The organism is Arthrobacter sp. BE255, assembly GCF_031457335.1.
Lineage (GTDB): Bacteria > Actinomycetota > Actinomycetes > Actinomycetales > Micrococcaceae > Arthrobacter.
On record NZ_JAVDWK010000001.1, the window covers coordinates 626,074 to 643,962 of the forward strand.

The window sequence follows — 17,889 nt, forward strand, 5'->3', positions numbered from 1 at the left end:
CCAGGGGAGCCCGGTGTTGACTGCGCCCAGGGTTACTTGGGCATCAGCACCGAGTCGATCAGGTAAACGGTGGCGTTCTTGGTCTGGACGCCGCCGCAGATCACGCTGGCGCCATCAACCATGAGGGCATCCTTGCTGCCCGTGACGGTGACTGATCCGCCCTGGACCGTGGCGTGGGTGCCGGCGATCTTGTCCGGAGTGATCTGGCCGGGGACCACGTGGTAGGTCAGGATCTTGCTCAGCAGGGCGTCGTCGGTCTTGAGCGTCTCGATGGTGGCAGCGTCGATCTTGGCGAAGGCGTCATCGACCGGAGCGAAGACCGTGAACTCGCCGCCGTTCAGGGTGTCCACGAGGTCAACTTTGGGGTTCAGCTTGCCGGAGACAGCCGCCGTCAGGGTGGTGAGGATGGGGTTGTTCGAAGCTGCAACGGCAACGGGATCCAGTGCCATGCCGGCAACGGAGCCTGCGCCGGTCGGAACCTTCTCGGCGTAGCCTGCACAGCCGGCACCAACCAGGTTGGCTGCCGGGTCCATGGGGGCAGCGGAGCTGGCCGACGGTGACGGCGCCATGCTGGAGGCAGAGGGCGTGGATGCCGGTGCTGAGGAAGAGTTCGCCGTGGTGGCCGAGCCGCCGCAAGCGGTCAGGCTGAGCAGAGCTGCAGCTGCAACACCTGCAACGGTGAAAGTTGTGCGCTTGATTGACTGCATTTCGATTCTCCTTGTTAGTGCCGATCATTGCCTGCTGCGGGCAATCTGCCTGCCGCATGTGGCCTTTTCCGACTTGGTGGGCACCTGCCCTTGGCTGGTGTCTCACTGTGTATTCGGGCGCTGCCGTGAAGCGGATGGGTGAATCTCAAGGAGTTTTTTTGGGTTGGCGCCCTGTCGGCTCAAAATCCGCGGAATTCCAGGCTTCTCCGGGGCTTAAACAACACAATCCCGGGCCGCTGGGGCCCGGGATTGCGTATTTTCATTTGTCTGGCTGTGCGCAAGGGGGGACTTGAACCCCCACGCCCGAAGGCACAGGAACCTAAATCCTGCGTGTCTGCCAATTTCACCACTCGCGCTTGGCTGCCCCCGCAAAAAACCTGCGACGGCGGATGCCAGGTTCCATTGTAGCGCCGGCCGGCGACGGGTTCCGTCAGCCGCCGGAACCTTTAGGAATCAAGCTTGAGGTCCCGGCGAAGCTTTGCCACATGGCCTGTCGCACGGACGTTGTACTGCGCTATGGACACCTTGCCATCGGGGTCCACCACGATGGTTGAGCGGATCAGGCCCTGGTAGGTCTTTCCGTAGTTCTTCTTCTCGCCCCATGCGCCGTAGGCCTCGGCAACCGCGTGGTCTTCGTCCGAGAGAAGTGGAAAGCTGAGGGCTTCGGCGGCGGCGAATTTTGCCAGCTTCTCCACGGGGTCGGGGGAGATGCCCAGGACTTCGTAACCGGCCGCCTGCAAGGAGGCCAGGCTGTCACGGAAATCGCAGGCCTGCTTGGTGCAGCCAGGGGTGGATGCCGCGGGATAGAAGTACACAACGGTGCTGCGGCCGCGCATGGAAGCGAGGCTGACGTCCTTTCCGTGCGAATCCTTCAAAGTGAAGCCTGGTGCTTCCGTACCGGTCGTGAGTCTGTCAGCCACAGTTAATCTCCTAGTTGAAGGCGGGACATTCCAGCTTAGTAAGCGTGCTGGACCGGGGCGAATCGGCACTTGGCTATACTGCTGGTATGCCTGATATGGATCACTGGCCCACTGGGCGCCTACTGTCCACCGCGGCCCGTCTCGTAGAACACTCGTGGAACGAAAAACTCGGCGCCATTGGGTTGACCCATGCCGGTGTCATCGCGATCGAAGTCCTGGCGGCCCAGGGCCCCATGACGCAAGCGCAGCTGGCCCAGTACGTCCGCGTCCAGGCGCAGACCATGGGCAAGACGCTGAGCAGGCTGGAAACACACGGACACATCGCCCGTGTCCGCAGCACATCGGACCGCCGTAGCCACGTCGTCTCCCTGACGGACCGTGGACGCGAGGCGGTGACTGCCGCAGTTGAGATGGAACGTTCGGTCCTGGCGGCCGCTTCGATTGACCCTGATGTCTTGCGCCAGGAGCTCCAGGCCGTGGTCCGGGAACTGGCAAGCCAATTCGCTTCCCCTGAGTCCAAGGCTTTGGCGGACGGTTCCCCGGTAGGCTGACTGCACCACCGCCCGGCAGGCGCAATCACTGGCTCGACGGTGGTTGCGCGCTTTTATTTAATCGCCAACAGGTCGCTTGTGACCGTGTCCCGTCGCGCGGCGGCGAAGCCCCGGTCCGTGCCCATGAAGGAATTTGTTGATCAACCGCGCCGCCAGCACCAAGACCGCTGCCCTCCTCACAGGACTGCTCCTTGCAGGTTCCCTCGCCGGCTGCGACACCGCAGCCCATGCCGGACCAAGGACGTTCGACACCGAAGCCGCGGCTGCCCTCGCCCAGCTGGACACCGTCCCGGTGAAGGGCAGGGCGCCGAAGACCGGCTACAGCCGCGATGATTTCGGCCCCGCATGGGCCGACGTCGACCGCAACGGCTGTGACACGCGCAACGACATCCTTGCCAGGGACCTCGAAGGCGAAACGTTCAAGCCCGGGACGCAGGACTGTGTGGTCCTGACTGGCACCCTGGCGGACAGGTACACAGGCACGACCATCAACTTCGTCCGTGGCAACACCACCAGTTCTGCCGTCCAGATCGACCACCTCGTTGCCCTGTCGGACGCGTGGCAGAAAGGCGCCCAGCAGCTCACCACAGACCAGCGCAAGCAGCTGGCCAACGACCCGCTGAACCTTATGGCAGCAGATGGCCCCACGAACAGTGCCAAGGGAGATAAGGACGCAGCCACGTGGCTCCCGCCGAACAGGACGTTCCGCTGCGAATACGTGGCGCGCCAGACGGCCGTGAAGGCCAAGTACCGGCTGTGGGTCACTCCGGCCGAGCACGATGCGATAGCTGGAATCCTGGGCGCCTGCAGCTAGGCCCCGCACGTCCGCTGCCAGGTGTCCCCGGATTCCCAGCCTGCCGGGCCTCGGCCATGAACCTGGTGCCCGCCAGGGCCAGGGCTTCCTTGGCGGGGTACCGTCACGGGTGGCCGGTGGACGGAAGCCCGGCGTGCCTCTGCGGTGTCCACGGAGGGGCGGGGAAATAGCGCGCAAATATGCCCAGATGATATCGACGGGCAAAGCAAAACCCCGCCTTCCTGGCTTGTGGCCATGAAGACGGGGTTTCGGTTGGTGCACCCCCCGGGACTTGAACCCGGAACCCATTGATTAAGAGTCAATTGCTCTGCCAATTGAGCTAGAGGTGCATCTTGTGTTTTGATCTCCCGGGGCTTTTTATTTCCCGGTTGATCTCCGCAACGACATGAAACTCTACACGAACTTTTGGTCCATGTGAAATCGGCGGAGAAGGCGGGAAGCCGCATCAGCCCTGAGGGGCCAAAATCAGCACAGAATCAGGGTTTTGGTTGTTTGTCAGCAGCCAAAATCGGCCGTCCGGCGCCCGGATGACGTCGCGGATCCGGCCGAACTCGCGTGTGAAATAGGCCACAGGATTTCCGGCTTCCTCACCGTCCAGGGGAACCGTCCATAATCTCTGGCCACGGAGTGCACCCAGGTACGCGGTAGAGCCAACAATCTCCAGCCCGCTGGGAGAGGATTCAGCGGTTGACGGCCAGACCGCCTTCGCATCCCGGAACCCTTCCCGGTGCGGCGCCCCGGTGACCGAGGGCCAACCATAGTTGGCGCCCGGAAGAATGAGGTTGAGCTCGTCGTTGACGTCGGGCCCGAACTCGCTCGCCCACAGCCGGCCCGCACTGTCCCAGGCCAGGCCCTGGACGTTGCGGTGGCCAAGGCTGTAGACGGCATTGCCGAAAGGGTTACCGGGCGCCGGGTGGCCCTCCGGTGTCAGCCTCAGGATCTTCCCGCCCAGTGCGTTCGGGTCCTGAGGCTGCTCCCGGCGCTGTGAATCGCCCGTCCCCACGTAGAGCATGCCGTCGGGTCCAAAGCGGATCCGGCCGCCGTTATGCGTGGATGCCTTCGGGATGCCCGTGAAGATGACGTCCGGAGGGCCGATGGTGTACGTCCCGTCACCGTCGTCCGTGAGGACCGCCCGGGCGATCCGGTTGTCGTGCTCCTCCGTGAAATAGAAGTAGAGCAAGTTGTCCGAAGCGAAAGCAGGGGAGAGCGCGAGTCCGAGCAGCCCGCCCTCCCCGGCAGGAACCACTCCGGGGAGCTCTCCGATGGTGGCGGACCGGCCACCGCGGACTGCCTTGAGCAACCCGGAGTCACGCTCGGAGATGACCGCGGTTCCATCCGGCAGGAACACGGCGGCCCACGGAATCTGAAGTCCGAGGTCCAGCCGTTCCACCAAGGCAGGCGTTCCGGTGGTGCCCGAACCCATACTCGTGCTGCCACCGGAAGGGGGCCCGGCGCCGTCGCCCGTGCATCCCGTAAGGATCAGGGAAAAGGCGGCAGTCCAGGCCGCGGCGGTGTGCCGGAGCCGGAAGCTATTGGAGCCGGGTCCGCCGGGGGGCCCGGAAACCGGCTGCTTCGGCATGGGCCGGTGATTCAAACCAGACTCCCGCACGGGTCTGCTCATACTCCGGATGCCCCTCTTCGTAGTAGACCATGGAGCCGGCGTCACCCTTCACCGTGTAGTCGGCAGGACCGCTCCCGTCCGCAGACGGCGATGCCGACCCGTCGCCGTACGGGCGGTCCGCCGCCAGATGGCCTGCAGGTTCGGGAACCGGCTGGGAGTCCACCGCCGTGGGCTCGACGGGCTCAGCGGTGGAGGGCTCGTCACTTCCCGCCTCGGCGGCGGCTGATTCAGCCCCGGGCAGGGTGGGGGAGTGTGGCCCGGTGTACTCGGGATGATGGACCGGAGCGGCCGCGGTGGAGGCTGCGTCAGCAGTACCCGCTGTGCCGGTTCCTGCTGCAGAGGCCCCGGTTGCGGCGGCTGTATGGGCAGCGGGCGATCCGCCGGCCTCTGACCACTGTGTCTCCCACTCGACCCCGTTGTCCGGAGCCGGGCCGGCAGCAGGCGCTGCTGCGCCGTCGTTTCCGGCAGGCGGCAATTCCCGGGCTGCCATTGGCTCCGCCGGGGCGGGTGGTGCCGGTGCTTCCGTTGGCTCCGCCGGAACCGGGGCCGGAGCCGATGAAAGTGCAGGTTCTGCTTCCGTCCGCTCAGGCACGGCCGAATCCCGTTCCGCAACCTGTCCGGCATCTGATGGAACCGCCGGCTCGGAAATGTCGTCATCGGCGGTCGTGGGGGGAGCCGGTTCCGACGGCCGTCCGAAGCCTGCTGCCGTGGCGATCCCGGTGGTGCCCGCTGCCGCGGCGGAAGCGGCCGCACTCCCGCCTGACAGGGCGCCGTCCGCCCGGATTCCTTCCGACGGAGCGGCCCCGGTCCTGCCGTCGTCGCCGGTGGCCTTGCTGGAATTGCTGCGGTTCAGCAGCCACCAGACAACACCGACAATCAGCACGATGAGAATGATCCAGAAGACAAAATCCATATCAGGGCCCTTCAGTCCGGATGGCAGGGTTGCCGTTCCCTGACGGTACGTCGGGGCAAACGGGGCTGTCTAGGTCCCAGCGATAGGTCCGGGTGCCCCGCGGACCCTGAAGAAGGCCCGAACAACGCCGGGGCCGTCCAGTAGCCTCTCTACATGGACTTCAAGCGGCTGCGGATTCTGCGCGAACTTGCCGACCGGGGCACGGTGGGTGCCACTGCCGAAGCCATGCACGTCACGCCGTCGGCTGTGTCCCAGCAGCTCAAAACGCTTCAGGACGAGCTTGGGGTTGTCCTCATCGAGAAGGCCGGCCGGGGCGTCCGCCTCACCGAAGCCGGCCTGGCGATGGCTTCTGCTGCTGCGGATGTGTCAACGGCAATGGCCCGTGCAGAGGCGACCATCGACACCTACCGGCACGGCTGGCAGGCCCATGTGCGGGCCGCCTTCTTCCCCAGTGCGGCGGAGATGTTCCTGCCGGGACTCCTGCACCGGGTCGGGGCCGTCGACGGCCTGCACCTTGAAGCCCACTTCGAGGACCCGGGTGTGGCCGGGTTCGCCGGCCTTGCGGCGGACTACGACATTGTCCTGGCCCACAGCGTGGATGGCCCGGAGGTGTTCGCCTCCCCCGGACTGGTCGTGGTCCCCCTGCTCAACGAGCCGCTCGATGTTGCGATGCAGGCAGGCCATGCGTTGGCGTCGAAATCCCGGCTGACCGCCCGGGACGTGGTGGGCTACCCGTGGATGGGGGTTCCGGAAGGCTTTCCGTTCGACGCCGTATTGCGGCAGATCGAGAAACAGGCCGGCTCCACGGCGGTCCGGGCGCAGCTGTTCCCGGACCTGAGGGTGCTGGAGGCACTGGTCAGCGCCGGACACGGCCTCGCTCTGCTGCCCCGGTACACCGCTGCGGCCAACCAGGGCCGCGGGTTTGTGCTCAGGCCCCTGGTGGGCGTGACCGCCCGCCGCAGCATCGTGGCCCTGGCCCGGCCCGACGTTGCGGCCCGGACCACCATCCGGAAGGTGCTGGAGATGCTCCGGCAGGAGGCGGAGTCGGTTGCGGCCGGGCGGGGTCCCGGTGATTTCTGACACGTTTTTCGCCGTTGCGGCGAGTGGTGATCTCAATATATGAGACGAGAGTCCACTATTTGATCGAAATATTCACGGATTTGGGCTTCACGGACCCGTCAGTGTCGTTGGCCCCCTCATCTGAGTCATAGACTTTGACGCATGAGTGAGGACACCCAGATCGCAACCGAAAACAAGCCTGACATCAAGCCCCGCAGCCGGGTAGTCACCGACGGCATCCACGCCGCCCCCGCGCGCGGCATGTTCCGCGCAGTCGGCATGGGCGACGACGACTTCGCCAAGCCGCAGATCGGCGTCGCGAGCTCCTGGAACGAAATCACTCCCTGCAACCTTTCCCTGAACCGGCTCGCCCAGGGCGCCAAGGAAGGCGTCCACGCAGGCGGCGGATTCCCCATGCAGTTCGGAACCATCTCCGTCTCGGACGGCATCTCCATGGGCCACGAAGGGATGCACTTCTCCCTGGTGTCCCGCGAAGTCATCGCCGACTCCGTGGAAACCGTCATGCAGGCCGAGCGCATCGACGGCTCTGTCCTGCTGGCCGGCTGTGACAAGTCCCTCCCGGGCATGCTCATGGCTGCCGCACGCCTGGACCTTGCCAGCGTCTTCCTCTACGCCGGCTCCATCATGCCCGGCTGGGTCAAGCTCGAGGACGGCTCCGAAAAGGAAGTCACCCTCATCGACGCCTTCGAAGCCGTCGGCGCCTGTGCCGCAGGCAAGATGAGCCTCGGCGACCTCGAGCGCATCGAAAAGGCCATCTGCCCGGGCGAAGGCGCCTGCGGCGGCATGTACACGGCCAACACCATGGCCTGCATCGGCGAGGCCCTGGGCATGTCCCTGCCGGGCTCCGCCGCTCCGCCCTCGGCAGACCGCCGTCGTGATGAGTTCGCCCGCAAGTCCGGCGAAGCAGTGGTCAACCTCCTGCGCCTCGGCATCACTGCCCGGGACATCATGACCAAGAAGGCCTTCGAGAACGCCATCGCCGTGACCATGGCCTTTGGCGGCTCCACCAACGCCGTGCTGCACCTGCTGGCCATCGCCCGCGAAGCCGAGGTTGAGCTGACCCTGGACGACTTCAACCGCATCGGCGACAAGATCCCGCACCTCGGTGACCTGAAGCCGTTCGGCCGCTACGTCATGACGGACGTCGACAAGATCGGCGGCGTGCCGGTCATCATGAAGGCACTGCTCGACGCCGGCCTGCTGCACGGTGACTGCCTCACCGTTACCGGCAAGACCCTTGCCGAGAACCTGGCGTCCATCAACCCGCCGGACCTCGACGGCAAGATCCTGCGCGCCCTGGACAATCCGATCCACAAGACCGGCGGCATCACCATCCTGCACGGTTCAATGGCCCCGGAAGGCGCCGTCGTCAAGAGCGCCGGCTTCGACGCCGATGTCTTCGAAGGCACCGCACGGGTGTTCGAGCGTGAACAGGGCGCCCTGGACGCACTGGACAACGGACAGATCAACAAGGGCGACGTTGTGGTCATCCGCTACGAAGGACCCAAGGGCGGCCCGGGCATGCGCGAGATGCTCGCCATCACCGGCGCCATCAAGGGTGCCGGCCTCGGCAAGGACGTGCTCCTGCTGACCGACGGCCGCTTCTCCGGCGGAACCACCGGCCTGTGCATCGGCCACGTTGCGCCGGAAGCTGTCGACGGCGGCCCCATCGCCTTCGTCAAGGACGGCGACCGGATCCGCGTGGACATCGCCGCCCGCTCCTTCGACCTGCTCGTTGACGAAGCAGAGCTCGAATCCCGCAAGGTCGGCTGGGAGCCGCTCCCGGCCAAATTCACCAAGGGTGTGCTCGCCAAGTACGCCAAGCTGGTGCACAGCGCGTCAACCGGCGCATACTGCGGGTAGGCAGCGCCTACCCGGATCGTTTGGCGCTGAGCGCCAAACGATCCGGGGCCCTCGGCGCTACCCTTATTAAGCCTTGCCGCCTTGTGCGGTCGGGCTCAGGGCAAAGCCGCAGGCACTGCTTGTTTCGTGGACAAGGGGGTCCACACTGTGAGATGCGCGCCGCCGTCGTTGACATGCATCTCACGCAGAGGGAAAACTGAACGCATGATCTCATTCGTTACCGCCGGCGCCGTCGTCGTCCTTACCAGGCGCGTGGCTCAATAGCCCGACTGGTAACGAACCGTCACGCGCAAACCCCTCAAAGAGCCACCAGGCTGAGGGGTTTTTTTATTTCCCGCAGTTTCCAAAAATACAGATGATCCACAAGGAAGAGTCCGATGAGCAAAGGATCGCCGATCAGCCCCTCGCTGATGGCTACTAAGTCCGCTGGAGCCCCCAAGGCTCCGGAACGCGCCGACCGAACGGCTGACCACGCCGGTGTCGTCGCTGATCTTGCTGCTGTCTCTCCTGTCCTTGGGCCGAACAACGTTGTACCCCCAACGGTGATGACCGGCTCGCAAGCTATTGTCCGCTCGCTCGAAGAACTCGGCGTGGACGATATTTTTGGTTTGCCCGGTGGCGCGATCCTGCCTACCTATGACCCCTTGATGGCCTCCAGGATGAATCACGTCCTGGTCCGTCACGAACAGGGAGCCGGCCACGCCGCGCAAGGCTATGCCATGGTCACCGGCCGGGTGGGCGTTTGTATCGCCACCTCCGGCCCGGGTGCCACCAACCTCGTTACCGCCATCATGGATGCCCACATGGACTCCGTGCCGTTGGTGGCCATCACCGGCCAGGTGTCCAGCGGTGTGATCGGCACCGACGCATTCCAGGAAGCCGACATTGTTGGCATCACCATGCCGATCACCAAGCACTCGTTCCTGGTGACCGACCCCAACGACATCCCGCACGTGATGGCGGAGGCGTTCCACCTGGCCTCGTCCGGCCGTCCCGGCCCTGTCCTCGTGGACGTTGCCAAGGACGCCCAGCAGGGGCAGATGACTTTCTCCTGGCCGCCGAAGATCGACCTCCCCGGCTACCGCCCGGTGACGCGCGGCCACAACAAGCAGGTCCGCGAAGCAGCCAAGCTCATCGCCGCGGCCACCAAGCCGGTGCTCTATGTCGGCGGCGGTGTGGTCAAGGCGCATGCCTCCGCGGAACTCCGCGAGCTGGCGGAGCTGACAGGCGCGCCCGTCGTCACCACCCTGATGGCGCGCGGTGTGTTCCCGGATTCCCACCCGCAGCACGTGGGCATGCCCGGCATGCACGGCACGGTGTCCGCGGTCACGGCGCTGCAGCAGTCCGATCTGCTCATCACCCTCGGAGCACGCTTCGATGACCGCGTGACGGGCATCCTGAAGTCCTTCGCGCCGCACGCCAAGGTGATCCACGCGGATATTGATCCCGCCGAAATCTCCAAGAACCGCACAGCGGATGTGCCGATCGTGGGATCCGTCAAGGAAATCATCCCCGAGCTCACCGAGGCGGTACGTTCACAGTTCGAAGCCGCCGGCACCCCGGACCTGACCACGTGGTGGGCTTTCCTTAACAACCTCAAGGAAACCTACCCGCTGGGCTGGACCGAACCGGAGGACGGACTCTCGGCCCCGCAGCGCGTCATCGAACGCATCGGCGCGCTCACCGGTCCCGAAGGCATCTACGTCGCCGGCGTGGGCCAGCACCAGATGTGGGCAGCGCAGTTCATCAAGTACGAACGTCCGCACGCCTGGCTCAACTCCGGCGGTGCCGGAACCATGGGCTACGCGGTTCCGGCTGCCATGGGCGCCAAAGTCGGCGAACCGGACCGCGTGGTCTGGGCCATCGACGGCGACGGCTGCTTCCAGATGACCAACCAGGAACTGGCCACCTGCGCCATCAACAAGATCCCCATCAAGGTTGCCGTCATCAACAACTCCTCGCTGGGCATGGTGCGCCAATGGCAGACCCTCTTCTACGAGGGCCGCTACTCCAACACCGACCTGAACACCGGCCACGAGACCGTCCGCATCCCGGACTTCGTCAAGCTGGGGGAGGCGTACGGCTGTGCGTCGTTCCGCTGCGAACGTGACGAGGACATTGATGCCACCATCCAGAAGGCCCTCGAGATCAACGACCGCCCCGTGGTCATCGACTTCGTAGTGAGCCCCGACTCCATGGTGTGGCCAATGGTGCCCGCCGGCGTGAGCAACGACCAGATCCAGGTTGCCCGCAACATGACCCCGGAATGGGAAGAGGAGGACTGAACATGACCCGCCACACACTGTCCGTTCTGGTTGAAGACAAGCCCGGTGTACTGACCCGCGTCGCGAGCCTCTTTGCCCGCCGCGCCTTTAACATCAACTCCCTGGCCGTCGGCCCGACGGAGGTCCCGGGCATGTCCCGGATGACCGTCGTCGTCGACGCCGACGGTGACCTCATTGAACAGGTCACCAAGCAGCTCAACAAACTGGTCAACGTGATCAAGATCGTTGAGCTGACCTCCGAATCTTCCGTACAGCGAGACCACATCCTGGTCAAGGTACGTGCGGATGCCGCGACTCGTCTGCAGGTGACCCAGGCTGCAGACCTGTTCCGAGCTTCAGTGGTTGACGTCTCCACAGACTCCGTAGTCATTGAAGCAACCGGCCACCCCGAAAAGCTCACGGCACTGCTCTCAGTGCTGGAGCCCTTCGGCATCCGCGAAATTGTGCAGTCCGGCACCCTGGCCGTTGGACGGGGATCCCGCTCCATGAGTGACAGGGCCTTGCGCAGCGCTTAGGACCGCGGGGCACCGCCCCACCAGCAGCGCAATGCCCGTGCAGTACCGCAACACCCAGACTAATTACCCCGAGAATCCACTCAAGAGGAGTTACAAAAGTGACTGAAATGTTCTACGACGACGACGCCGACCTGTCGATCATCCAGGGTCGCAAGGTTGCGATCGTCGGCTATGGCTCCCAGGGCCACGCCCACGCGCTGAACCTGCGCGACTCCGGCGTCGAAGTTACCATCGCCCTCAAGGAAGGCTCTTCCTCGATCGCCAAGGCCGAGGACGCCGGCTTCACCGTCAAGAACGTGGCCGACGCCGCCGAATGGGCCGACGTCATCATGATCCTGGCGCCGGACCAGCACCAGCGCTCGATCTTCAACGACTCCATCAAGGACAAGCTGACCCCGGGCAAGGCCCTGGCCTTCGCGCACGGCTTCAACATCCGCTTCGGCTACATCGAGGCACCCGAGGGCGTCGACGTCATCCTGATCGCCCCGAAGGCTCCCGGCCACACCGTGCGCCGCGAATTCGAAGCCGGCCGTGGCATCCCCGACATCATCGCCGTCGAGCAGGACGCTTCCGGCGCTGCCTGGGACCTGGCGAAGTCCTACGCCAAGGCCATTGGCGGCACCCGTGCGGGCGTCATCAAGACCACCTTCACCGAAGAGACCGAAACCGACCTGTTCGGCGAGCAGTCTGTCCTCTGCGGCGGCGTCTCCCAGCTGGTCCAGTACGGCTTCGAAACCCTGACCGAAGCCGGCTACCAGCCGCAGATCGCCTACTTCGAGGTCCTGCACGAGCTCAAGCTCATCGTTGACCTCATGTGGGAAGGCGGCATCGCCAAGCAGCGCTGGAGCGTTTCCGACACCGCGGAGTACGGCGACTACGTCTCCGGCCCGCGCGTCATCACCCCCGAGGTCAAGGAAAACATGCAGGCTGTCCTCGCGGACATCCAGAGCGGTGCCTTCGCCAAGCGCTTCATCGAGGACCAGGACAACGGCGGCGTTGAGTTCAAGGCCCTGCGTGCCAAGGCAGAACAGCACCCGATCGAAGCTGTCGGCCGTGAACTGCGCGGATTGTTCTCCTGGCAGCAGCAGGACGAGGACTACGTAGAGGGCTCCGCAGCCCGCTAAGGCTGCTCCCCAGGCGCCCTTCACGGTGCGCCAGTGAGGCCGGGTTCACACTTAACAATGTGAGCCCGGCCTTTCCGTCAGCCTAGACTTGATTTATCCCCAGGACTGCAACGCAGAGGATCAGCCGTGTCAAAACCCGTAGTACTGCTCGCCGAAGAACTTTCGCCCGCCACGATCGAGGCCCTGGGCCCGGACTTCGAGATCCGCCAGACGGATGGCGCCGACCGGTCCCAGCTGCTTTCGGCCATCGCGGACGTGGACGCCATCCTGGTCCGCTCCGCCACCCAGGTGGACGCCGAAGCCATCGCCGCCGCGAAGAACCTCAAGGTCATCGCCCGTGCCGGCGTGGGCCTGGACAACGTGGACATCAAGGCCGCTACGCAGGCAGGCGTGATGGTGGTCAACGCGCCCACCTCGAACATCGTCTCCGCCGCAGAACTCACGGTGGGCCACATCCTCAGCCTGGCGCGGCACATCCCGCAGGCAAGCTCTGCCCTGAAAAACGGTGAATGGAAGCGCTCCAAGTACACCGGCATCGAACTCTTCGAAAAGAAGATCGGCATCATCGGCCTCGGCCGTATCGGCGCACTGGTCGCCGCCCGCCTGCAGGGCTTCGACACCGAGATCCTCGCCTACGACCCCTACATCACCTCGGCCCGTGCCGCGCAGCTTGGCGTCAGGCTGGTCAGCCTGGACGAACTGCTGAGCCAGTCCGACTTTGTCACCATCCACATGCCGAAGACGCCTGAGACCGTCGGCATGCTCGGCGCAGACGCCTTCACGAAGATGAAGTCCACCGCCTACGTTATTAATGTTGCCCGCGGCGGCCTCGTCGATGAAGAAGCCCTGTTCGCAGCCCTGCAGGACCGCCAGATCGCCGGCGCAGCCGTGGATGTTTTCGTCAAGGAACCCAGCACGGACCTGCCGTTCTTCACGCTCGATAACGTGATCGTAACCCCGCACCTGGGCGCCTCAACGGATGAAGCCCAGGAGAAGGCCGGCGTTTCGGTTGCCAAGTCAGTGCGCCTCGCGCTGGCCGGCGAGCTTGTTCCGGACGCCGTCAACGTCGCCGGCGGTGTGATTGCCCCCGACGTCCGCCCGGGCATCCCGCTGATCGAAAAGCTTGGCCGGATCTTCACCGCCCTGACGCACGCCTCGCTGACCCAGATCGACGTCGAGGTGGCCGGCGAAATAGCCGCACTGGACGTCAAGGTCCTCGAACTCGCCGCACTGAAGGGCATCTTCGCCGACGTCGTGACCGAGCAGGTCTCCTACGTCAACGCCCCGGTCATCGCCGAACAGCGCGGCATCAACGTCCGCCTCATCACGACGGCGGAAGCGGAGGACTACCGGAACGTCCTGACTATCCGGGGTGCCTTGAGCGACGGCAGCCAGATCTCCGTGGCAGGTACGCTCACGGGCCCGAAGCAGATCCAGAAGCTCGTGGGCGTCAACGGCTACGACGTCGAGATCCCCATCAGCGAGCACCTCGTGGTTGTGGCCTACGCGGACCGGCCCGGCGTGATCGGCACTATCGGACACATCCTGGGCATGAACAACATCAACATTGCCGGCATGCAGGTTGCCCGGCAGGCTGAGGGTGGCCAGGTCCTGGCCCTGCTGACCATCGACAGTTCCGTGCCGCAGCAGGTCCTGGATGCAATCAAGGCAGGCATCGGCGCGGAAATGGTCCGCGAAGTGGACCTTGAGGACTAGCATCCCAGCATCGTGAACTACGCGTGACCGCGACTTAACGTCGGCCACGTATGATTGGCCGGTCTGCTTACAATGGCTAGGTCCTGTTTCAGGACCGGGTCGGCAGGCCGGCCAATACTTTTTGCACACCAGGCAGGAAACCAACCCTCACGTCCGTCAAACGCGGATGATGGTGTGCGCACGCAATCCAGGTTTCAGGGAGCCCAATGAACGCCGTCCAGAGGTTCATCAGAAGCAAAGTGCTGCTGCTGACCGCGGCCATCTTGATCGCAGCCATGTGCTTGTCGGTCCTCGTCCAAGGCCAGTCGCAGGCAGCACTCAACCGGACGGTGGATGAAAATTCACGCGGACTCTACGATGTCCTGGTCCAGGCCAAGGCAGGGTCCGGCGCGCTGATGCAGCCGGAAATTGCCAGCGGCAGCGGCGGTATCAGCTTTGAGCAGCTCGAATCCATCCGGGACCTGACCGGCACGTCGGTGGCGGCTCCCATCAGCCTGGTCTCGCGCGTGACCCAGAACCTGGAAGCCCCACGGCTCGACGCCATGGACTACCTCGGCTACAACGCAGGCCTCGCTGGCACCGCCACGGCGGACCAGGCAGCAGGTGCCACGGCCCCCGCCCAGTGGCCGGCCGCCGAGTCGGTCCTCAGCGACACCGCGAAGAAGTACCGGCTCACGGCCAGCGCAGTGAGCTCCGACGGCGTCTCCGAGCAGACCCTCTTCAAATCGACCGCAGAAGGCAGCCTCGGCAAGGCCAAACTGGTGGAGGAGAAGGCCGCCGGTGGAAGCAGCATCCGCATCGCTCCGCCCGCCGGCGAAACCGGCATCAAGTTCCCGGACCCGGCCGGTGGCTCCGAACACAACCTGTTTAACCTTTCCGTCTCGCTGCCGTTGTCGCCCGAAGTGACCGAGTCCGTCGTCGCCGTCGACCCCGTGGCGGAACGCGCGCTGCTGGGCCCGGCAGGTGACTTCCTGGCCCCGCTGGAGAAGGCGCCGCCTGCGGACGCCCGGAACGCCGGTGCAATCGGCCGGCACTTCGAGAGCCTGTTCACCAACGGCATCGGCATGAAAGAACTGGCAGAAGGCCCCGACTTCCTGGGTGTCAAGCTCAAATACTGGGCGCCCCTGATGACCCAGTACCAGCAGGCAAAGCGCAACGGACAGCTCACCGCGGACTCGCAGGCCATCCCGCTGATTGTCCGTTCCGGCACCTCACTGGACCTGAAGTACAACGTCAAGATCGAAGAGATCGACGCTTCCGGCAAGGTGGTCAAGGAAGTCGGCACCGCCTCGCGGTCGCTGGACAAGGACTACCTGCCGTTCGTTTCGAAGGATCCCTTCGCGCTGTCCTGGCCCGGCTCAACCGACCACTCGTCGCTCCTTGGCAGCCAGGGCAATTTCAACCAGGGGCTCTACACGCCGGCCACCTGGAGCACGGACTTTGCGGCCGCCCCGAAATACACCGACGGCGACACAGCTGCCAATGGCGCCGTTGAAAAGTCAGCTGTGCCCGGGGAATGGGTAACAGTCAACCGGCTGCCCGAGAAGACTCCTTCCGGCGGACCGGTGGACCAGACCCAGCGCGAACCCGTGGACGAGCGCTCCTACCGCGAAGACCTGGACACCGGTGAGAAGCTGGCCGCACCGCTCGCCATGGTCTACGGAACCTTTGACCAGTCCGCTGTCGCCGAGGCCGCAGGCGACGTGAACCGCCTCCCGCTGGGCGGCTACGATCCCACCCCCTTCACGTTGACCAAGGACGCCGAGGGCAAGGAAGTCACAGCCACCCAGCTTGAGCCGTCCCTGAGTGCCACCGGACTGGCGAGCCAGTCCGCCGGTGCCATCACCGACTACTACGGCCTCGCTGCCGCCCGCGGCTACAAGGACAACGCCTCTGTCATTGACGCCGTCCGGGTCCGTGCCAAGGCGCCCGGAAGCTGGAAGCAGGCACAGCCCGACGTCGAAAAGCTGGCCGGCGAAATCCGTGAGATGGGCCTGGAAGCCACCGTCGTCGCCGGATCGGCCCGCGAGGACGCAAGCATCTTTGTTCCCGGCTACTCCAAGGACGGCGCAGGCAAGGAATCCGCGCTGGGCACTGTCCAGCAGTCCTGGGTCCGGCAGAACGCCGCCGACGCCGTTTCCGGGTCCCTCACCGGCACCAACGTCACCCTGCTCTTCCTGACGCTCTGCGGCGCCGCTCTGCTGACCGGGGCCTCGACCGTCAGCTACATCCGAAAACGCAAGACCGAGGCCGGAACCCTGCGCGCCATGGGCTGGACCCAGCGGAGGATCCGAAGCTGGGTGCTGGAGGAATTCGGGGTGGGAGCGGCGCTGCTCGCCGTGGCGGGAATCGCACTGAGCATTGTGAGCTGGAGCCTGACGACGGTCATCGTGTCGGCGTCGGTCCTCGTCCTGTATGCGGCAGCGGCCTTCTTCGCGGCGCAGCAGCTGCGCCACCGCGACGAGGTGGACCAGGAACCGCAGCATGACGAGCGCCTGATCCCGGTGGATTCCCCGCTGACGTTCGCCAACCGGCAGCTCAGCACAAACAAGTTCAACACCCTGTCGCTGGCGGTGGCAGTGGGTGTCTTCGGGGCCGCCGTTGGCGGGCTGATCGCACTGCTGATCGACATCCCGCGGGCCGCCGGCGCCAGCGCCCTCAGCGGGCTCGCCGCTGCCAGCGTCGCGTTCCCGAGCATCCTCCTGGCACTTTCAGGCGTGATCGTGGGACTCGTGCTGACGCTGGTGACCGGACGTTTTGAGCTCAATGCGAAACGCCAGTACCTTGGCATCCTTGAGGCCATGGGCTGGAACCCGGACATGCTCCGCCAGGTCCGACTGTTCGAAAACGCGCTGGTGGGCACGGTGGCCCTGCCGCTGGGCGTCCTGGGCGCGCTGGGCATCGGGCTTCTCCTTGCCCCGTATGCCGCCCTGTGGGCCGGAGTCGCCGGCCTCGTGGCTGTACTTTGCTGGATACCGATTGCAACGAAAGTGGTCCAATGACAAACGAGACGAATGTTCACCGGAGCCGGAGGTCCGGCTCGGTTGAGGCGCCCCTGCAGACCCGTGCCAACACCATCGTCAAGGCCTCGGACCACGGCACCCCGCTGGAACTGAGCGACATCACCATCCGCTACGGCGGCGGCAAGGGCGGTGCCGAAGCGGTAAGCGTCGTCGAGGGGTTTGACCTGACGCTGCATGCCGGCGAGATGCACTGCGTCGCCGGCCGAAGCGGCTCCGGCAAGACCAGCATCCTGACCGTGGGCGCGGGACTGACGTTGCCGACGTCGGGCCGTGTCTTCTGGGAAGGCGACTCCCTTGAAAGCATGGGCGACGACGAAATCGCCGACCGCCGCCGTGCCCTTATCGGCTACGTGGACCAGGGCGGGGCGCTGATCGACGGCATGAGCGCGCTGGAGAACGTCCTGCTGCCCGCCGTTCCCGACGGCGAGGTGGAGCAGCGCCGCGACATGGCCAAGGACCTCCTGGACCTCGTGGGGCTGGGGCGCCGCATGCGGCACCGTCCCGCGCAGCTCTCCGGCGGCGAACGCCAGCGGGTGGCCATTGCCCGGGCACTGATCCTGGGCACCCGTGTCCTGGTGGTTGACGAGCCGACGGCCAGCCTCGACAGGGCATCCGCCAACCGCATCATCAGCATCCTCAAAGACACCACCAATGACGGAATCGCAGTGCTGGTCGCTTCACACGACCACGAACTGGTCCGCCTGAGCGATACGCTGACTGAACTTATCTAGCCCGTCCCTCCGCACCAAAGGTACCG

Annotated in this window: 14 protein-coding genes and 2 tRNA genes; 10 read left to right on the top strand and 6 right to left on the bottom strand. The window is 65.1% G+C overall.

Annotated elements, in window-relative coordinates:
• Positions 1-32 precede the first annotated feature (32 nt).
• The 3 genes from J2X42_RS02905 to bcp all read right to left on the bottom strand — a co-directional run bounded on the left by J2X42_RS02905 (position 33) and on the right by bcp (position 1,627).
• Positions 33-707, bottom strand: a complete 675-nt coding sequence (locus J2X42_RS02905) for a fasciclin domain-containing protein (RefSeq protein ID WP_131131744.1) — start codon at positions 705-707, stop codon at positions 33-35.
• 274 nt (positions 708-981) lie between these two features.
• A tRNA-Leu gene (locus tag J2X42_RS02910) sits at positions 982-1,063 on the bottom strand.
• A gap of 90 nt (positions 1,064-1,153) precedes the next feature.
• Positions 1,154-1,627 carry a thioredoxin-dependent thiol peroxidase gene (gene bcp / locus J2X42_RS02915; protein WP_310161959.1) on the bottom strand — a complete coding sequence of 158 codons (474 nt, stop codon included), beginning with the start codon at positions 1,625-1,627 and terminating at the stop codon, positions 1,154-1,156.
• A 95-nt stretch (positions 1,628-1,722) separates the two neighbouring features.
• Here bcp and J2X42_RS02920 point away from each other — a divergent pair, with 95 nt between their 5' ends.
• Together J2X42_RS02920 and J2X42_RS02925 are read left to right on the top strand one after the other, a co-directional pair.
• A complete protein-coding gene (locus tag J2X42_RS02920) occupies positions 1,723-2,178 on the top strand; it encodes a MarR family transcriptional regulator (RefSeq protein WP_310162184.1) in 456 nt (151 codons plus the stop codon).
• A 133-nt stretch (positions 2,179-2,311) separates the two neighbouring features.
• Positions 2,312-2,992 carry an HNH endonuclease family protein gene (locus tag J2X42_RS02925; RefSeq protein WP_310161960.1) on the top strand — a complete coding sequence of 227 codons (681 nt, stop codon included), beginning with the start codon at positions 2,312-2,314 and terminating at the stop codon, positions 2,990-2,992.
• A gap of 253 nt (positions 2,993-3,245) precedes the next feature.
• Here J2X42_RS02925 and J2X42_RS02930 read toward each other — a convergent pair.
• The 3 genes from J2X42_RS02930 to J2X42_RS02940 form a co-directional block, all read right to left on the bottom strand.
• Positions 3,246-3,321: transfer RNA gene (locus J2X42_RS02930), tRNA-Lys, on the bottom strand.
• Between the two features lie 116 nt (positions 3,322-3,437).
• Entirely contained in the window at positions 3,438-4,571 is a 1,134-nt protein-coding gene (locus J2X42_RS02935; protein ID WP_396134006.1) for a PQQ-dependent sugar dehydrogenase, read from the bottom strand.
• Positions 4,522-5,526, bottom strand: coding sequence for a hypothetical protein (locus tag J2X42_RS02940; RefSeq protein ID WP_310161963.1), 1,005 nt, complete (start codon positions 5,524-5,526; stop codon positions 4,522-4,524). Before J2X42_RS02940 ends, J2X42_RS02935 begins: the two co-directional genes overlap by 50 nt.
• A 153-nt stretch (positions 5,527-5,679) precedes the next feature.
• Between J2X42_RS02940 and J2X42_RS02945 the strand changes: the two genes are divergently transcribed.
• The 8 genes from J2X42_RS02945 (at position 5,680) to J2X42_RS02980 (ending at position 17,863) form a co-directional block, all read left to right on the top strand.
• A complete protein-coding gene (locus J2X42_RS02945; RefSeq protein WP_310161966.1) occupies positions 5,680-6,606 on the top strand; it encodes a LysR family transcriptional regulator in 927 nt (308 codons plus the stop codon).
• A 141-nt stretch (positions 6,607-6,747) separates the two neighbouring features.
• The gene (gene ilvD / locus J2X42_RS02950) at positions 6,748-8,469 is read left to right on the top strand and encodes a dihydroxy-acid dehydratase (protein WP_310161968.1); all 1,722 of its coding nucleotides are present in this window, start codon (positions 6,748-6,750) and stop codon (positions 8,467-8,469) included.
• Between the two features lie 377 nt (positions 8,470-8,846).
• Entirely contained in the window at positions 8,847-10,754 is a 1,908-nt protein-coding gene (locus J2X42_RS02955; protein ID WP_310161970.1) for an acetolactate synthase large subunit, read from the top strand.
• A 2-nt stretch (positions 10,755-10,756) separates the two neighbouring features.
• A complete protein-coding gene (gene ilvN, locus J2X42_RS02960; protein WP_028271611.1) occupies positions 10,757-11,269 on the top strand; it encodes an acetolactate synthase small subunit in 513 nt (170 codons plus the stop codon).
• Between the two features lie 98 nt (positions 11,270-11,367).
• Entirely contained in the window at positions 11,368-12,393 is a 1,026-nt protein-coding gene (ilvC, locus tag J2X42_RS02965; protein ID WP_131131752.1) for a ketol-acid reductoisomerase, read from the top strand.
• A gap of 126 nt (positions 12,394-12,519) precedes the next feature.
• A complete protein-coding gene (gene serA / locus J2X42_RS02970; RefSeq protein ID WP_310161973.1) occupies positions 12,520-14,109 on the top strand; it encodes a phosphoglycerate dehydrogenase in 1,590 nt (529 codons plus the stop codon).
• A 206-nt stretch (positions 14,110-14,315) separates the two neighbouring features.
• Positions 14,316-17,111, top strand: coding sequence for an FtsX-like permease family protein (locus J2X42_RS02975; RefSeq protein WP_310161974.1), 2,796 nt, complete (start codon positions 14,316-14,318; stop codon positions 17,109-17,111).
• The gene (locus J2X42_RS02980) at positions 17,108-17,863 is read left to right on the top strand and encodes an ABC transporter ATP-binding protein (protein WP_131131755.1); all 756 of its coding nucleotides are present in this window, start codon (positions 17,108-17,110) and stop codon (positions 17,861-17,863) included. Before J2X42_RS02975 ends, J2X42_RS02980 begins: the two co-directional genes overlap by 4 nt.
• The last annotated feature ends 26 nt before the right edge of the window (positions 17,864-17,889 follow it).